The 13,038-nt window shown below is 73.4% G+C and carries 13 protein-coding genes, 1 tRNA gene, 3 pseudogenes and 1 riboswitch; of the genes and pseudogenes, 7 read left to right on the top strand and 10 right to left on the bottom strand.

All coding sequences use genetic code 11. The features are described 5' to 3' along the window. Positions 1–103 precede the first annotated feature (103 nt). Positions 104–544, bottom strand: a pseudogene (locus ABEB13_RS37865) (S1 family peptidase); the annotation flags it as partial. Positions 545–1,266: 722 nt separating this feature from the next. On the opposite strand from ABEB13_RS37865, the gene ABEB13_RS37860 reads away from it, so the two are divergent. Together ABEB13_RS37860 and ABEB13_RS37855 are read left to right on the top strand one after the other, a co-directional pair. Further along, on the top strand, positions 1,267–1,854 hold the full coding sequence (locus ABEB13_RS37860; RefSeq protein WP_345709153.1) for an MFS transporter: 588 nt from the start codon (positions 1,267–1,269) through the stop codon (positions 1,852–1,854). A gap of 95 nt (positions 1,855–1,949) precedes the next feature. Beyond that, entirely contained in the window at positions 1,950–2,705 is a 756-nt protein-coding gene (locus tag ABEB13_RS37855; protein WP_345709152.1) for a class I SAM-dependent DNA methyltransferase, read from the top strand. 80 nt (positions 2,706–2,785) lie between these two features. Here ABEB13_RS37855 and ABEB13_RS37850 read toward each other — a convergent pair. The 4 genes and pseudogenes from ABEB13_RS37850 to ABEB13_RS37835 all read right to left on the bottom strand — a co-directional run bounded on the left by ABEB13_RS37850 (position 2,786) and on the right by ABEB13_RS37835 (position 5,193). Beyond that, positions 2,786–2,862 (bottom strand) — tRNA-Met (locus ABEB13_RS37850). 311 nt (positions 2,863–3,173) lie between these two features. After that, a pseudogene (locus ABEB13_RS40995) lies at positions 3,174–3,302 on the bottom strand (hotdog domain-containing protein); the annotation flags it as partial. A gap of 443 nt (positions 3,303–3,745) precedes the next feature. Then, positions 3,746–3,896: riboswitch (cobalamin riboswitch) on the bottom strand. Positions 3,897–4,133: 237 nt separating this feature from the next. Continuing rightward, a complete protein-coding gene (locus tag ABEB13_RS37840; protein ID WP_345709968.1) occupies positions 4,134–4,682 on the bottom strand; it encodes an LURP-one-related/scramblase family protein in 549 nt (182 codons plus the stop codon). A 259-nt stretch (positions 4,683–4,941) separates the two neighbouring features. After that, the gene (locus ABEB13_RS37835) at positions 4,942–5,193 is read right to left on the bottom strand and encodes a DUF6087 family protein (protein WP_345709150.1); all 252 of its coding nucleotides are present in this window, start codon (positions 5,191–5,193) and stop codon (positions 4,942–4,944) included. Positions 5,194–5,485: 292 nt separating this feature from the next. Here ABEB13_RS37835 and ABEB13_RS37830 point away from each other — a divergent pair, with 292 nt between their 5' ends. Next, on the top strand, positions 5,486–7,297 hold the full coding sequence (locus ABEB13_RS37830) for a galactose-binding domain-containing protein (RefSeq protein ID WP_345709149.1): 1,812 nt from the start codon (positions 5,486–5,488) through the stop codon (positions 7,295–7,297). Between the two features lie 131 nt (positions 7,298–7,428). On the opposite strand, the gene ABEB13_RS37825 is transcribed toward ABEB13_RS37830, so the two are convergent. The 4 genes and pseudogenes from ABEB13_RS37825 to ABEB13_RS40990 all read right to left on the bottom strand — a co-directional run. Next, complete coding sequence (locus ABEB13_RS37825; RefSeq protein WP_345709148.1) at positions 7,429–7,689, bottom strand: hypothetical protein; 261 nt, start codon at positions 7,687–7,689, stop codon at positions 7,429–7,431. Further along, a complete protein-coding gene (locus ABEB13_RS37820; protein ID WP_345709147.1) occupies positions 7,676–7,975 on the bottom strand; it encodes a DUF6400 family protein in 300 nt (99 codons plus the stop codon). The genes ABEB13_RS37825 and ABEB13_RS37820 overlap by 14 nt, the downstream gene beginning before the upstream one ends. A 93-nt stretch (positions 7,976–8,068) precedes the next feature. Then, complete coding sequence (locus tag ABEB13_RS37815; protein ID WP_345709146.1) at positions 8,069–8,623, bottom strand: nitroreductase family protein; 555 nt, start codon at positions 8,621–8,623, stop codon at positions 8,069–8,071. A 175-nt stretch (positions 8,624–8,798) separates the two neighbouring features. Next, positions 8,799–9,071, bottom strand: a pseudogene (locus tag ABEB13_RS40990) (DUF6092 family protein); the annotation flags it as partial. A gap of 344 nt (positions 9,072–9,415) precedes the next feature. On the opposite strand from ABEB13_RS40990, the gene ABEB13_RS37810 reads away from it, so the two are divergent. Together ABEB13_RS37810 and ABEB13_RS37805 are read left to right on the top strand one after the other, a co-directional pair. Further along, positions 9,416–10,066, top strand: a complete 651-nt coding sequence (locus tag ABEB13_RS37810) for an MOSC domain-containing protein (protein ID WP_345709145.1) — start codon at positions 9,416–9,418, stop codon at positions 10,064–10,066. Between the two features lie 274 nt (positions 10,067–10,340). After that, positions 10,341–10,907, top strand: a complete 567-nt coding sequence (locus ABEB13_RS37805; RefSeq protein ID WP_345709144.1) for an HPP family protein — start codon at positions 10,341–10,343, stop codon at positions 10,905–10,907. Between the two features lie 100 nt (positions 10,908–11,007). Here ABEB13_RS37805 and ABEB13_RS37800 read toward each other — a convergent pair whose 3' ends face one another. Beyond that, a complete protein-coding gene (locus ABEB13_RS37800) occupies positions 11,008–11,778 on the bottom strand; it encodes an MBL fold metallo-hydrolase (protein WP_345709143.1) in 771 nt (256 codons plus the stop codon). A 53-nt stretch (positions 11,779–11,831) separates the two neighbouring features. On the opposite strand from ABEB13_RS37800, the gene ABEB13_RS37795 reads away from it, so the two are divergent. Beyond that, positions 11,832–12,497, top strand: coding sequence for an ABATE domain-containing protein (locus ABEB13_RS37795; protein ID WP_425559982.1), 666 nt, complete (start codon positions 11,832–11,834; stop codon positions 12,495–12,497). Positions 12,498–12,711: 214 nt separating this feature from the next. Further along, positions 12,712–13,032: a hypothetical protein gene (locus ABEB13_RS37790; RefSeq protein WP_345709142.1), complete on the top strand. Its 321-nt coding sequence runs from the start codon at positions 12,712–12,714 to the stop codon at positions 13,030–13,032. The last annotated feature ends 6 nt before the right edge of the window (positions 13,033–13,038 follow it).

Below are 13,038 nucleotides of genomic sequence, written 5' to 3'. Positions count from 1 at the left end.
GACCCTTGGTGACGGTGGTGGTGCCGTCGGCCGCCACCTCGCAAGGGTTGTTGAGGGTGCACATCGCGCCGTCGTCGTTGCCGGTGTTGTTGATGCCGATGACCTTGTTGCTGGCGGAGTCGATGATCGGCGAACCGGACGTACCGTGCGTGGTGTTGCAGCCGGAGCTGTAGCGGAGCGAGTCGTGCCACGTCCACTGGTCCTCGCGCAGGGTGTCGACGAACCCGTTGACCGAGCAGTTCCACACCTGCTTCCAGTACGACGAGGGGATGAACATCGAGGCGCCGTTGGCCGGGTGGGTGTCACTGATCGTCAGCGCCGTGCTGCCGTACTTGCTGCTGATGGAGGCGTAGGTGTCGGTCAGTTCGTAGAGTGCGACGTCGGTGCCCGTCATCGTCGCATAGAGCACCTTGTCCGCCTGGACGGTGCCGAGGCTGGTACCGGCCCCGTTGAGCAGCGTGCCACTGCGGCTCGCCGTGGTGTTCTGGATCACCTGGCCCGCACTCGGCATGGTCGGCAGGCAGTGTCCGTTGGTGAGCATCATGGCCCGGTCGGTGTCGACCGACGCGGGGTAACGCACGAGCGAGGCCGAGCAGTTGCTCAGCGCGATGGTGGCCGTCAGATCGCCTGCCTGGACGGCGGATGCCGGGGCGGCGACGGAGATCAGCGCGCCCGCGACGAGCGCGGCCGTGCCGATTCCGGCGGCAAGTCCCTTGAACATGGGTCTCCTTGTGGGGGATCGCCGGGTGCGCGACCGGTTGCGCACACCCGGGCCGCCCGAACCTGCCATGCGCGCATCAATACGGTCAACTGCTGTGACGTAAATACTCGTTGGGATTCGGCCATGCTGCGGCATCGCCATCCCGGCCGGCGGCCCGCCCGGCTCCGGGCCCGCTCGCCCTCCCATCAGCCACGGGTCACCCGAGTCCGCTCCGGGGGCTCCGGGCCGGCCGCTCGGCCCGTCCGCGGCGACGGCAGCACGGCAGGTCCGGGGCCGGGGCGCCGCCCCGGCCGGCCCACCGCGGCGATGGCCGGATCGGTGCGGCGCCCGGCCGGCGGTGCCCACCGAGGGGCCGGGAACCCCGGCGGCGAGGAACCGGCCGGACCGCCCCGGGCCGGCGGAGTCCGTGCCCGGCCGGAACCAACGGCAGCCCGCACAGCGTCCGTTGGTTCGATCACTGTCACCGACCCCTGGAGGTCTCAGCCGTGTGGGCCGCTGTTCTCGGAGTTGCCTTCCTCGCCGTGCCGGCGTTGTGCTGGTCCCGCATGGCCCGGACGAGAGCGGTCGGCATCCCGGTCGCGGTCCTCCTGATCGGCGGCGCGGCGCTGGTGATCGCCATCGCGGCCGGGTGGCTCACGGTGCACGCCGGCGCCGAGCTCTGCGTGCTGCTCCTTCCGGCGCCCGCCCTCGTGGTCGGCGTCGGCGTGCTGTTCGAACACGTCCACCTCGGGCCGAGGCCGAAGCCGGGGCCGAACGAGTCGCACCACGCCGGCGTGGCCGCGGGCGTGCTGGCGGTCCAGACACTCCTGGCCGTGGCCGTCGGAGCCTTCTACTGCCTCGCCGCCTTCACCCAGGCGGAGGTCCCGGCGGTGGACGCCACACCCCGGATGCCGGCCGGCCTGGTGGCGGGGAAGACATCCGAAAGCTGCGGCTCCAGCAGCTGTGCACTGTTCGTCCCCGTCAGCAGCACCGACGGCGCGTCGGCGGAGGAGATCGTCCGCCGCCTCGGCCGCCCGCACGAGACCTGCCGCCCCAACGGCGTGCTCCTGGACCGGCGCCCGCGCTGCATCGGGGTGCGGCGCACCGGCGACACCGTCCAGCTGTACATCACCATCAGCGACCTGGTGGACTGACGCTCCGTCAGATCCGTTCACACGCGCGGCCACAGGGACGACCCCCGCCGTCGAAATCGGCTGCGTACGGCCGGGCGACGGGGTACGGTCCGTCGGTGATCTATGAAGACGGATTCTTCGGAGAACGCCTGGCCGCGACGTACGACCAATCGCCAAGTCCCGAGTTCGAGGCGGACGCAATCGAGCAGGCCGTGGCGGTGCTGGCCGAACTTGCCGCCGGCGGAAGGGCTCTGGAGTTCGGGATCGGCACCGGGCGGATCGCGCTGCCGCTCGCCGGGCGGGGTGTTCCCGTCCACGGCATCGACCTCTCGCGGGCCATGGTGGCCCGGATGCGCGCCAAGCGCGGCGGCAACGACATCGGCGTCTCGATCGGCGACTTCGCCACGACGGCCGTGGACACGACGGCGGACGGCCCGTTCTCGCTCGCCTACCTCGTCTTCAACACCATCATGAACCTCACCGAACAGGACGCACAGGTAGCGTGCTTCCGCAACGCCGCCAGGCACCTCGCACCCGGGGGCTGCTTCGTCATCGAGGTCATGGTGCCGGAGCTGCGCAGGCTCCCGCCCGGCCAGAACACCATCCAGTTCCGTTCCGGTCCGACCGACTGGGCCTGCACGGTCTACGACACCGTCACCCAGGACGCGACCTGTCACTACATCACCGTCTCGGCGGACGGCCGCGGCGAGGCCCGCTCGATCCCCTTCCGCTACATCTGGCCCGCCGAGCTGGACCTGATGGCCCGGCTCGCCGGCCTGCGCCTGCGCGACCGCTGGGACAACTGGACGCGCGAACCCTTCACCGAGCACAGCACCCGACACGTCTCGGTCTGGGAGAAGCCGATCGGCTGACAGCGCCCGCGGGGGACGCGACGGCCGAGGACGACGCAGGCCGGGCCCGGTGCACAGTGTGCACCGGGCCCGGCCTGTTGTGGTAGCGGGGACAGGATTTGAACCTGCGACCTCTGGGTTATGAGCCCAGCGAGCTACCGAGCTGCTCCACCCCGCGTCGGTGATCCCGACCCTACGGCACTCGCCTCCGGATGGGAAATCGATTCCGGTCGCCGCCCCCGCGGCAGACCGTTGTCCGGGTGGCCCGCGCTCGGACCGCCGGGCACGTGCCCGGCGCTCCCGCAGGCGGTCGGCGGGATCGGCGGGACGGAGCTCCGGCACCCGGTGGGGCTGACCCGCCGCGTCGACGGCGACGAAGACCAGGTGGGCCGTCGCGGCCCGGGTGACCGGGCCCGTGCGGTTCCAGCGCTCCGCGGTCACCACGACACCCACGTCCATGGAAGTCCGGCCCGCACGGTCGACCCGGGCCCTGACGGTGAGCAGGTCACCGGCCCGGACCGGCGCCAGGAACGTCATCTCCTCGACGGAGACGGTGACGGCGGTCATCCCCGCGTGGCGACCGGCTGCCGCGGCGGCTGCGTCGTCGATCAGCTTCATCACCACGCCGCCATGGACGGTGCCGTAGAGGTTGGTGTCGTGGTCGCTCATGATGTGGGCGAGCGTGACGGCCCAGTCGGCCGGGGTGCGCGAGGCGCCGACGGGCGCAGGAGCGGTCACCGGTGACCGCCCGCGGCGGCGGTCGCCCCACGGAGGCGCGTCCCGTCCACTCGTCGGAGGGCGGCGGAGCGGACGGCGGGAGGGCGGCACGGAACGGACCGACGGCGGGTCGGCGGCCCGTGGCAACGGCCCGGGCGGGGACGACCGGCAGGCAGATGGTGTGCGTCACGGAACTCTCCTTCGCGAGTTCGCGCGGACCACGCCGGCGGGATGCGCGAAGGGACGGGCCGTTGCGGAGAGTGCCGCGCCCTGCCCGTTCCGCCGCCGACCCGCCCACGAGGTCCCGGTGAGGCCGTACGCCGCTGCGGCGCACGGGCAGCGGCAGGTCTTCGGGTTCGCGGGCGCACCGGGCCTGTCGGCCGTCCGGCTCCTACCGGCCGTCGCTTCCCGGACACCGAGGTGTCCAGTGCTGGATGACGGCTTTCGTTCCCACTCACCACTGCGGGGCAGTTCCGGACTCGCACCGGATTCCCTCTGACGACGCATCCCGCCTGGCGGACGGGGCGAACCAGCTGCGCCGCCCACTCCAGTGCTCCGACCGGACGGGACCGGGCTCGGAGGCGGTGCGGCTGACGGTGGGTCACGGCTTCGAGCGGCTCGGACTGCACGGGATCCCGCTCACGTCTTCGGCCGCGATCTGCGCGGCCGCCGTGCTCACGAGAAGGTCGGCTTCGTGCCGGAGGCTACCCGGCGCGAGGGCTGCGGAAGAGATCAGTCGCCGGGATGGGCCATCGCGTCGATCGCGACCGTGGCGGCCAGCACGGTGGCGTGATCGGCGTCGGGGCCGATGTTCAGGCCGTAGGTGTCCCGCACCCTGAACCACCGCTTGGACACTTCGGCGATCTTGTAGCCGTCGCGCTCGATGGTGTACTCGTGGTCGACGACGTTCCCGTGGACGGTGAGGTCCTCACCATGTTCCTGCTTGATCCGCCAGCGGTCGCGGAGCGGACCGACGACGGCCTTCTTGACCAGCGCGATCCGGTGGCCGTCCGCGTCCTCGATCTCCATCGAGTCCTTGATCCGCAGCGGACGGCTCTGCACCTTGGCGACCCGGTGGCCGTCCCGGTCCTCGATCGACCAGGTCCGACGGGCGCGCAGAGCTTTGCCGTTCACCTTGAACAGGTGCTCACCGGCGTCGTCGTCGATCCAGTAGTCGTCACCGATGGAGACCATCTTCTGCTGCATCCGGTAGTGGGTGACGCCCTCACCGTGGTCGAAGGCGTCATTGGCGTGCCGGCGGTCCCTGCGCTCCTGGAACATCACCCGGCCCCCTTCCGGTGGCCCGGTGTCGGACGGCCCCGCCGAGGGCCCGCCCGACACGGTGGATCGTTCGCACTTCCGTGTCATCGTAGTCCGGCCCCGGCCGGCCCGCCGGTCACCGCCCGGCCCCTCGGCCTGCCTCCCGGCGGCGGACACCTGTCGGACCGCTGTCGGACCGGTGTCGGACCGGTGTCGGACCTGCGCCGGGCGTCCGGGTCGCTGGTCCGGTCTGCCCGGGCCGTCCGGGCATGACCGGGGCTCAGGCCTGCGGGAAGATCCGCAGCCCGCCCTGCGTGACCATCTGGTAGGCCGCCGCGTAGGTGTCGGCGACGGCGACCGGCTGCCAGACCCGGCCGTCCCACTCCACGACCAGCCGCGGCCCGTCCGCGAAGCGCGCATACCCGTCGTCCGACCCTTCGCCGAGCAGGACGGCGTCGCGGGTGCCGGCCGGTCGGCGCACCTCCGCGCGGTCGGTGTACCGGTCGAACGCCGGCTCGTCGGATCCGAACACGTCACACCTTCCTCTGCCCATGTGCTGCACGCACCTGAACCGAGGTTAACCGTCCGTGGCCGTGACGGCGCGCCGTGCAGCCGCGGAACCGCACCCACCGGTACGGCAGGAGCCGGGGCGGTCGACCGGCGCCGGGGAGCGTCGCAGCCCGCAGTCCGCGCCGCACCCGTCAATCCTTCGGCCCGTCCGAAGTCTTGACGCGCACACGGCCCGGCCCCACCGTAGAGAGCGCTCTCTCGCAGTCGCTGTCCCGCCACCCGCTGTCCCGCCACCCCGGTACAGGAGACACTCCATGCCAGGCACCGCTGTCCTGCCCACACCTCCGCGACCGCACCCGCGTCCGACCCCGGCCGGCCGTCGGCCCGCGCTGATCGTCGCGCTGGTCACCGCACTGCTCGCGGGTCTCGTCCTCACCGTCCTGCCGTCGCCCGCCCGCGCCGCCGGTGCACTGCTCTCCCAGGGCAGACCCGCGACGGCGTCGTCCACGGAGAACGCGACCGTGCCCGCCTCCGCCGCCTTCGACGGCGACGCGGGCACCCGCTGGTCCAGCGCCTTCACCGACCCGCAGTGGATCCAGGTCGACCTCGGCTCCTCCCAGTCGATCGGCCAGGTCGTCCTGCAGTGGGAGGCGGCCTACGCGACCGCCTTCCAGATCCAGGTCTCCGACTCCGCCACCGGCCCCTGGACCACCGCCTGGTCCACCACCACCGGCACCGGCGGCACCCAGACCATCGCCGTCAACGCCACCGGCCGCTACGTCCGCATGAACGGCACCGCCCGCGCCACCGCCTACGGCTACTCCCTCTGGGAGTTCAAGGTGTACGCACCCGACACGGCCCCGGGAACGTGCAACGGCACCAACGCGGCGCAGGGCCGCGCGTCCTCCGCGTCGTCCACGGAGAACGCGGCCACACCGGCCTCCGCCGCCTTCGACGGCGACGCGGGCACCCGCTGGTCCAGCGCCTTCACCGACCCTCAGTGGATCCAGGTCGACCTCGGCTCCTCGCAGCAGGTCTGCCAGGTCGTCCTGCAGTGGGAGGCGGCCTACGCCACCGCCTTCCAGATCCAGGTCTCCGACTCCGCCACCGGCCCCTGGACCACCGCCTGGTCCACCACCACCGGCACCGGCGGCACCCAGACCATCGCCGTCAACGCCACCGGCCGCTACGTCCGCATGAACGGCACCGCCCGCGCCACCGCCTACGGCTACTCCCTCTGGGAGTTCGCGGTGCACACCACCGGGAGCTCCTCCACCCCGCCCACCTCGCCGCCGCCCACCGACCCCGGCTCGTTCTGGGGTGACACGAGCAGCATCCCGGCCGCGCAGAACGTCGTGATGCTGAAGATCCTCAACCGCACCAACGGCAAGTACCCGGACAGCCAGGTCTACTGGAGCTACAACGGGCAGGCCCACTCGATCGCCGACCAGCCGTACTTCGACATGCCGGTCAACAGTGCCGGGCGGATGTACTTCTACCTGGGCTCACCCACCAGCCAGTACTACGACTTCATCGAGTTCACCGTCGGCGCCGACGTCTTCAACGGCAACACCACCCGGGTCGACGCCTTCGGTCTGAAGCTCGCCATGCGGCTGCACTCCCGCGACGGCTACGACGTCTCGGTCGGCGAGGACCAGCAGACCTTCGCCGAGGACCGCGCCGTCACCTTCCAGAAGTTCACGGACGCCGTCCCCTCCCCGTTCAAGGTGCTCGCCCAGACCCAGGCGCCCTACCGGATCATCGCGCCCGGGAGCGACCCGAGCTTCCGCACCGGCGGGGCGAACGCGGGCTACTTCACGCCGTACGCGACCTCGGTCGGCGTGAACGCCCCCACGTCGGACATCTTCGGGTGCGCCGGCACCCTGGCGCAGAACCCCGGGATGTGCGCCGCCCTGAACCGGCACGTGGCCACCCTGCCGCAGACCCAGTGGTCGGACCCGACGCAGTACTACCAGGCGGCCCCGGCCAACTACTACGCGAAGTTCTGGCACGACCACGCCATCAACCACCTGGCGTACGGCTTCCCGTACGACGACTACGCCGGCCAGTCCTCGTTCATCTCGCACGGCAGCCCGCAGTACCTGCTGATCGCCGTCGGCTGGTAGACCCGCGGACCCGTCACGCTCCTCCGGTCGGCCGGCCACCCGGCCACCCGGCCGCCGGACGGGAGCGTCGGGGGCAGTCGGGGCGGTGGGCCGGTCGGGACGGTGGGCCGGTCGGGTCGGTGGGTCCGGGGTCAGCGACGGCCGGGCAGGCCGCTGGTCACGCGGCTCCACAGCGAGCGGGTGGCGCCGAAGCCCGTCTCGTGGGCCCAGACGTGGGCGCACCCCGGGCACTGCAGGTGGAGCAGGCTGCCGCTGTTGGACAGCAGGTACCGCCAGTGCTCCGCACAGGCCCGCTGCTCCCGGCAGGGCGCACAGGCGACCGCGTCGTCGCACTTCGGGCAGGCCGCCCAGGCGCGGCGGCCGAGGTCGGCCTGCGGGTCAAGGGGCAGCATGGCCGCTCCCGGGCGCGGGCAGCACTCCGGCGGCGACCAGGTCGTCGAGCATCCGCTGCTGCTGCTCGTCGAGGCCGGAGTACAGCAGGGCGTGGGCCTCCTGCTCGTCGCGCAGGACGGCCACCGGATCCCAGTCGGGACCGAGCGCGGCCATCACCTGCGCCCGGCGGTGGACCTCGTGGGCGGTGAGGTCGATGTCGAAGTCGACCAGCCCGGAGGCGTCCGGATGGGAACCGGGCCGCCCGGCCGAGGGGTCGACGGGGCCGGAGTGGTGGTGCGTGGACATGCCCCAGAACTTAGGTAACCCTTCCTACCGGGTCAAGAGGGAGTGTCCGGGCTCACAGCCAGGGCCCGCGGTGCTCCGCGCCGACTGCCCGCCTCACATCCGGCCGGGCGGGGGTGCGGCGTCGCCGCGGTTCCACCGGACGAGCGTCTCCCACCGCGGGCCGCCGCGCCGGCGGACGGGCGGGGGCTGGTCGGGGGCCGGACGGCCGAGGCAGACGATCAGTTCCGGGCGGACGTCCGGAGGCAGGTCGAGCAGGGTCGCCACGGCCGCCCGGCTGAAGGAGGTGACGGGCCCCGCCCCCAGCCCGAGGCTGTGCGCGGCGAGCAGCATGGTGGCGGCCGCCGTGCCGACATCGATGTACGGACCGGGGTTGGACGGCGGGAAGCCGTAACTGCGGACTTCGGCCCAGTCGACGCAGACGACGACGGCGGCGGCCGGATGCTGGAGCATCCCCGGGGACACCATGCGGAGCGCCCGCAGGAGCGCGGGGTCCACGACGGCCACATAGCGGTGCAGGCGCCGGTTGCCGGCGTGCGGTGCGAAGCGGGCACTGTCCAGGACGGCGTCGAGCCGCTCGCGGTCGATCGGCTCCGCAGTCAGCGCACGCACCACCCGCCGGGTCCGGATGGCCTGCAGGACGGCGTTCACGGAGCCGCCGCCTCGTCCGGCCCCGGCGCGGCCACCAGGTGCTCGGCGATCGACCGGCACAGCGCGTCGACCCCTCCACGTACGCCTCCGGGCCGCCGGCCCGGACCGCCGTCTCCGCCACGCCCAGCCGCACCGCCCTGACCAGCGGGAGCAGCTCGGCGCTCGCGTGCGGTTCGACCATGCCGGCCAGCCGGCCCGCTGCCGTGAGCAGGCGCAGCGGCGCGTACTCGGCCGCCTCGTCGAGCTGGGTGCGAGCCGCGGTCACCAGATAGGCGAGGAGTTCGAGCGCGTCGCTCTCCGCAAGAACGAGTGGTGGCACCTGGTTCTCCTCCTCCGGGCAGCCCGCGCACTGCGTACCCCGCGGCCGCAGGGCCGCTCCGGACGGATCGTCAACCGTCCGGAGCGACGGGGCGGTGTTCCGCCGTCGTCCCCGGACACCAGCGATCATAGGACCGCCGCCGCCGACGGCGGCCGAGACTCTCCCGGCGTTCGGGTGCGACTGCGGGGTACTCGGCCGCCATCGTGACGCCGTACTCGAACCGGCAGGCCTGCGGGTACGCGGCGTTCGGGCCGACGGAGCCGACCGCCACCCCGGTGTCGAGGGCTTCGACCCCGCCGGAACGGCAGGTGACGTGGCGTCGGGCCGGCGGGGCGGTGTCGTGGCGCGGGCCCGTCCCGGGTGGAGCACCCCGGGACGGAGTGCCGACCGCCCTGGCCGTCGGCAGCGGGTGCGGCACCCCTCCTTTCGGAATAGCCCTGGCCCCGGCGCAGCCGGAGACGTAGCGTCGACCCATGAGGTTGCTCTCCGTCAACGTCGGCAGACCGCGCGCCAACCCGTGGAAGGGGCTGCCGTCGACGGGCATCGACAAACGGCCCGTGCTCGGCCCGGTCGGCGTCGTCGCCCCCGGCCCCAAGGGCACCGGCGAGGTCGGGCTCGCGGGCGACCGCGCGTACGACGTGAAGCACCACGGCGGCCGGGACCAGGCCGTCTACGCCTACGCCCGCGAGGACCTGGACGGCTGGGAGGCCGAGCTCGGCAGGCCGCTCGCCAACGGTGCGTTCGGGGAGAACCTGACCACCGTCGGCCTCGACGTCAACGGCGCCCTGATCGGCGAACGGTGGCGCATCGGGCCGGACGTGGTGCTGGAGGTGTCCTGCCCACGGGTGCCCTGCGCGACGTTCCAGGGATGGCTGGAGCAGGAGGGCTGGATCAAGCGGTTCACCCGGGCCGCGGTGCCGGGCCCCTACCTGCGCGTGATCGAGCCCGGGGAGATCCGCGCGTCCGACCCCGTCGCAATCGTGCACCGCCCCGACCACGACGTGACCGTCGCACTGGCCTTCCGCGCCCTGACCCTCGAACCGGACCTGCTGCCCCGGCTGCTGGTAGCCGACGCCCTCCCCGAGGAGGACCGGGAGCTCGTCCTCCGCCGCACCTCCCGCTAATGCCGCGTCCGGCACCGGCCCACCGCGCGCTGTGCGAAGCACCGGCCGGCGGCCGGCCGCACGAGGAGCATCATGGACGGACGCCCAGGACCGCCGGCCTGCGGCACGGGTTAAGGTGATCGTCGGACTGTGCGGCCCTGACCTGGGCGAACGCACAGGGTCGACCCTCATCGATCATGAGGGCGTGCTGATGGAGGCCTCCGCAGCCGGACCGCCCCGCTCCGGTTGCACGCCCCCGTCGGCCCCGCCGGCCCGTCCCACGAACGAGCAGCACGTGAACCCCGAGCTCACCATGAGCACCCCGTCGGCGCCGCCCGAACGACCCGGTGCCACCGCCCGCGCACTCCGCCGCCCCGTGACGAGCCGCGCCCCGGCCCGGCCCTCGCCGTCGGCAGCCGCCCACACCCTGGGCTCCACGGCCGCCGTCCTGCTGATGCTGGTGGCCGTCGGCACGGTCATCCACCAGCCGCTGCTCATCCCGCCGCTGGCGGCGAGCGCGGCCCTCGTCCACAGCGTGCCGCACCTGCCGCTCGCCCAGCCGCGGAGCGTCGTCGGCGGCCACCTGCTGTGCGGGCTCGTCGGTCTGGGCGTGCACGCGACGCTCGGCAGCTCGCCGTGGACCGCCGCGCTGGCGGGCGTGCTCGCCCTGGCCACCACCATGCTCGCCCGCACACCGCACTCCCCCGCGTGCGCCACCGCCGTCATCGCGACGCTCCAGGGACCGCCGCCCGTACGGTTCGTCGCCTCGGTGGCCGGTGCGGCGGTGCTGCTGGTGGCCGGCGGCTGGCTGACCGCCAAGGCGCGGCGGGCGGCGCCCGCCTACCCCGCCTACTGGTGGTAGGACCGGCTCTCGGTGTGCCACGGGCATCGGGGGCCGCCGAGCGCCGTGGGCAGCGGGGGGCCGCCGGGCCGTGGGCACCCGCCCCACCACCGACGGTCCGTCAGCCGAACTGCAGGCGATCGATCAGTCCGGTCGCGGTGAAGGCGTCCACCAGGTCGCTGCGGCCCTCGCTGAAGTGTGCCCAGCTGTCGAAGTGTGCCGGGACGACCCGGCGCGCGCCGAGGATCGCCGCCGCCTCGGCCGCCTGTGCGCTGTCGAGAGTGAGCAGCGCGCCGTCGAACAGCGCGGTGCGGGCGGCCCCTGCGAACAGGACGGCGGTGTCCACCGGGCCGAACCGCTCCGCGACCTCCTCGACCAGGGCGAGCGAGGCGTTGTCGCCGCTGACGTAGACCGTGGGCAGGTCGGACGCGGTGAGGACGAAGCCGACGACGTCCCCGGTGACCGGTTCGCAGCCCTCGGGACCGTGCTGCGCCGGTGCGGCGGTCACGGTCAGGGTGCCGCCGCCCGGGCGGGGCAGCTCGACGGCCTCCCAGGTGGCGAGGCCCCGGGCGGTGCCGCCGAGGCGGCCCGCGCCGCTGACGGTGGTGAGCACGAGCGGGACGTCGGCGAGCAGCGCCCGGCCGGAGTGGTCGAGGTTGTCCGGGTGCTGGTCGTGGGAGAGCAGGACCACGTCGACAGGGCCGAGTGCGGCGGGGGCGACGGCGGCGGGAGCCGTCTTGGTGAGGACATGGCCGTTGCCGCGGGGGTAGTCGCCGGGGGCGTCGAAGGCCGGGTCGGTGAGGAATCGGAGACCGCCGAACTCGATGAGCGCAGTGGGCCCGCCGAAGACGCGGACTGTGGGCTGCTGCTCGGTCGTACTGGTGTCGGCCATGGTGCACCTCACGTTTTTTGGCGGTATTTCCCGTGATGTGAAGCTAACTGATCATCACGGATAAACGCAACCCGTACCATGAGAGGCATGCACGAGACCGCGACCGGCACCGCTGCCCAGACCGCCTTCCCCCTGCCCCCGGGGCGGAGCAGCACCCGGCGCTCGACCTCGCCAACAGCGCCCTCGTCCTGCCCGGCGGCCACACGCTCGACCTGCTCGCCTCCCCGGCGGACGCGACGCAGTGGCTGGCCGCACGCGATCTCGCCCCCGCCGACGCCGGACTGCAGGAGGTGTGCGCGGGACGCCTGCGCACCCTCCGCGACCAGGTCACGGCCCTGCTCACGAGCCGGATCGACTCGGCGCCACCGCCCTTCGCCGCCCTGGACGCCGTCAACGACGCACTGACCGGCGCGCCCGCGGCGGCCGTCCTGCTCTGGGACGAGACCCACGGGCTGCACCGCGCGCCGTCCCACCCGGCCGACCGGATCGTCGACCACGCGCTGGCCGTCCTCGCCGCCGACGCCGCCGACCTGCTCACCGGCCCCGACGCGGAGCGCCTCGCCGCCTGCGGCTCGGCCCCCTGCCACCGACTGCTGCTGCGCACCCACGGCAGGCGCCAGTGGTGCTCGGTCCGCTGCGGCGACCGCGCCCGCGCCGCGCGCGCCTACGCCCGCCGCGCCCGCCCGGCACCCGCACGGACCCCGGACGAGGCAGCCTGACTCCCGGCGCGTCGCACCCCGGAGCCGGCCCGGGCGCACGCGGCGGAACCCGACCGAGGATCCCCTGACGGCACGTCCGGCCCGCAGACTCCCGGCAGGCCACAGGCCATCCGTCGGCAGAATATCACTCCTGGCAATGCACCGGACACGCAGTGTCACTGTCTCCGTATACGCTCTGCCCCGGACCTGACACAGCCGGACGGCAGGGGGAGCAGTGAGCGGACGGATCAGCGTCGACCCGCGTGGCCTCAGGGCATCGGCGGCCGCGGCGCGGGCCATCGGTGACGAGTTCACCGGGCCCTGCACCTCGGCCGTGACCGCCGGCCGGGCGGCCGCCGACCACCTGGCGGGCTGGGCGGTGGGCGCCGCCCTGGCACGGCACGCCGAGGCATGGGCACCGACCCTGGCCAGAGTCGCCGAACGGCTCGCGGACACCGCCGCCGACCTCGACGCCACCGCCGCGGGCCACGAGTGGAACGACGACGCCGTCGCCGAGACCTGGCAGCCGCGGGTGCCGCAGCAGGGCACCCGATGAGCAGCA

Source organism: Kitasatospora paranensis (assembly GCF_039544005.1).
GTDB classification, from domain to species: Bacteria; Actinomycetota; Actinomycetes; order Streptomycetales; family Streptomycetaceae; genus Kitasatospora; species Kitasatospora paranensis.
This window is presented reverse-complemented; position numbering and strand designations above follow the sequence as displayed.

Bases quoted from the DNA above. Each gene is read 5' to 3' on its own strand.
- ABEB13_RS37830 (WP_345709149.1), top strand. From the start codon at position 5,486: ATGCCAGGCACCGCTGTCCTGCCCACACCTCCGCGACCGCACCCGCGT.
- ABEB13_RS37860 (WP_345709153.1), top strand. From the start codon at position 1,267: ATGGCCCGGACGAGAGCGGTCGGCATCCCGGTCGCGGTCCTCCTGATC.
- ABEB13_RS37820 (WP_345709147.1), bottom strand. From the start codon at position 7,975: ATGTCCACGCACCACCACTCCGGCCCCGTCGACCCCTCGGCCGGGCGG.
- ABEB13_RS37800 (WP_345709143.1), bottom strand. From the start codon at position 11,778: ATGGCCGACACCAGTACGACCGAGCAGCAGCCCACAGTCCGCGTCTTC.
- ABEB13_RS37825 (WP_345709148.1), bottom strand. From the start codon at position 7,689: ATGCTGCCCCTTGACCCGCAGGCCGACCTCGGCCGCCGCGCCTGGGCG.
- ABEB13_RS37840 (WP_345709968.1), bottom strand. From the start codon at position 4,682: ATGTTCCAGGAGCGCAGGGACCGCCGGCACGCCAATGACGCCTTCGAC.
- ABEB13_RS37810 (WP_345709145.1), top strand. From the start codon at position 9,416: ATGAGGTTGCTCTCCGTCAACGTCGGCAGACCGCGCGCCAACCCGTGG.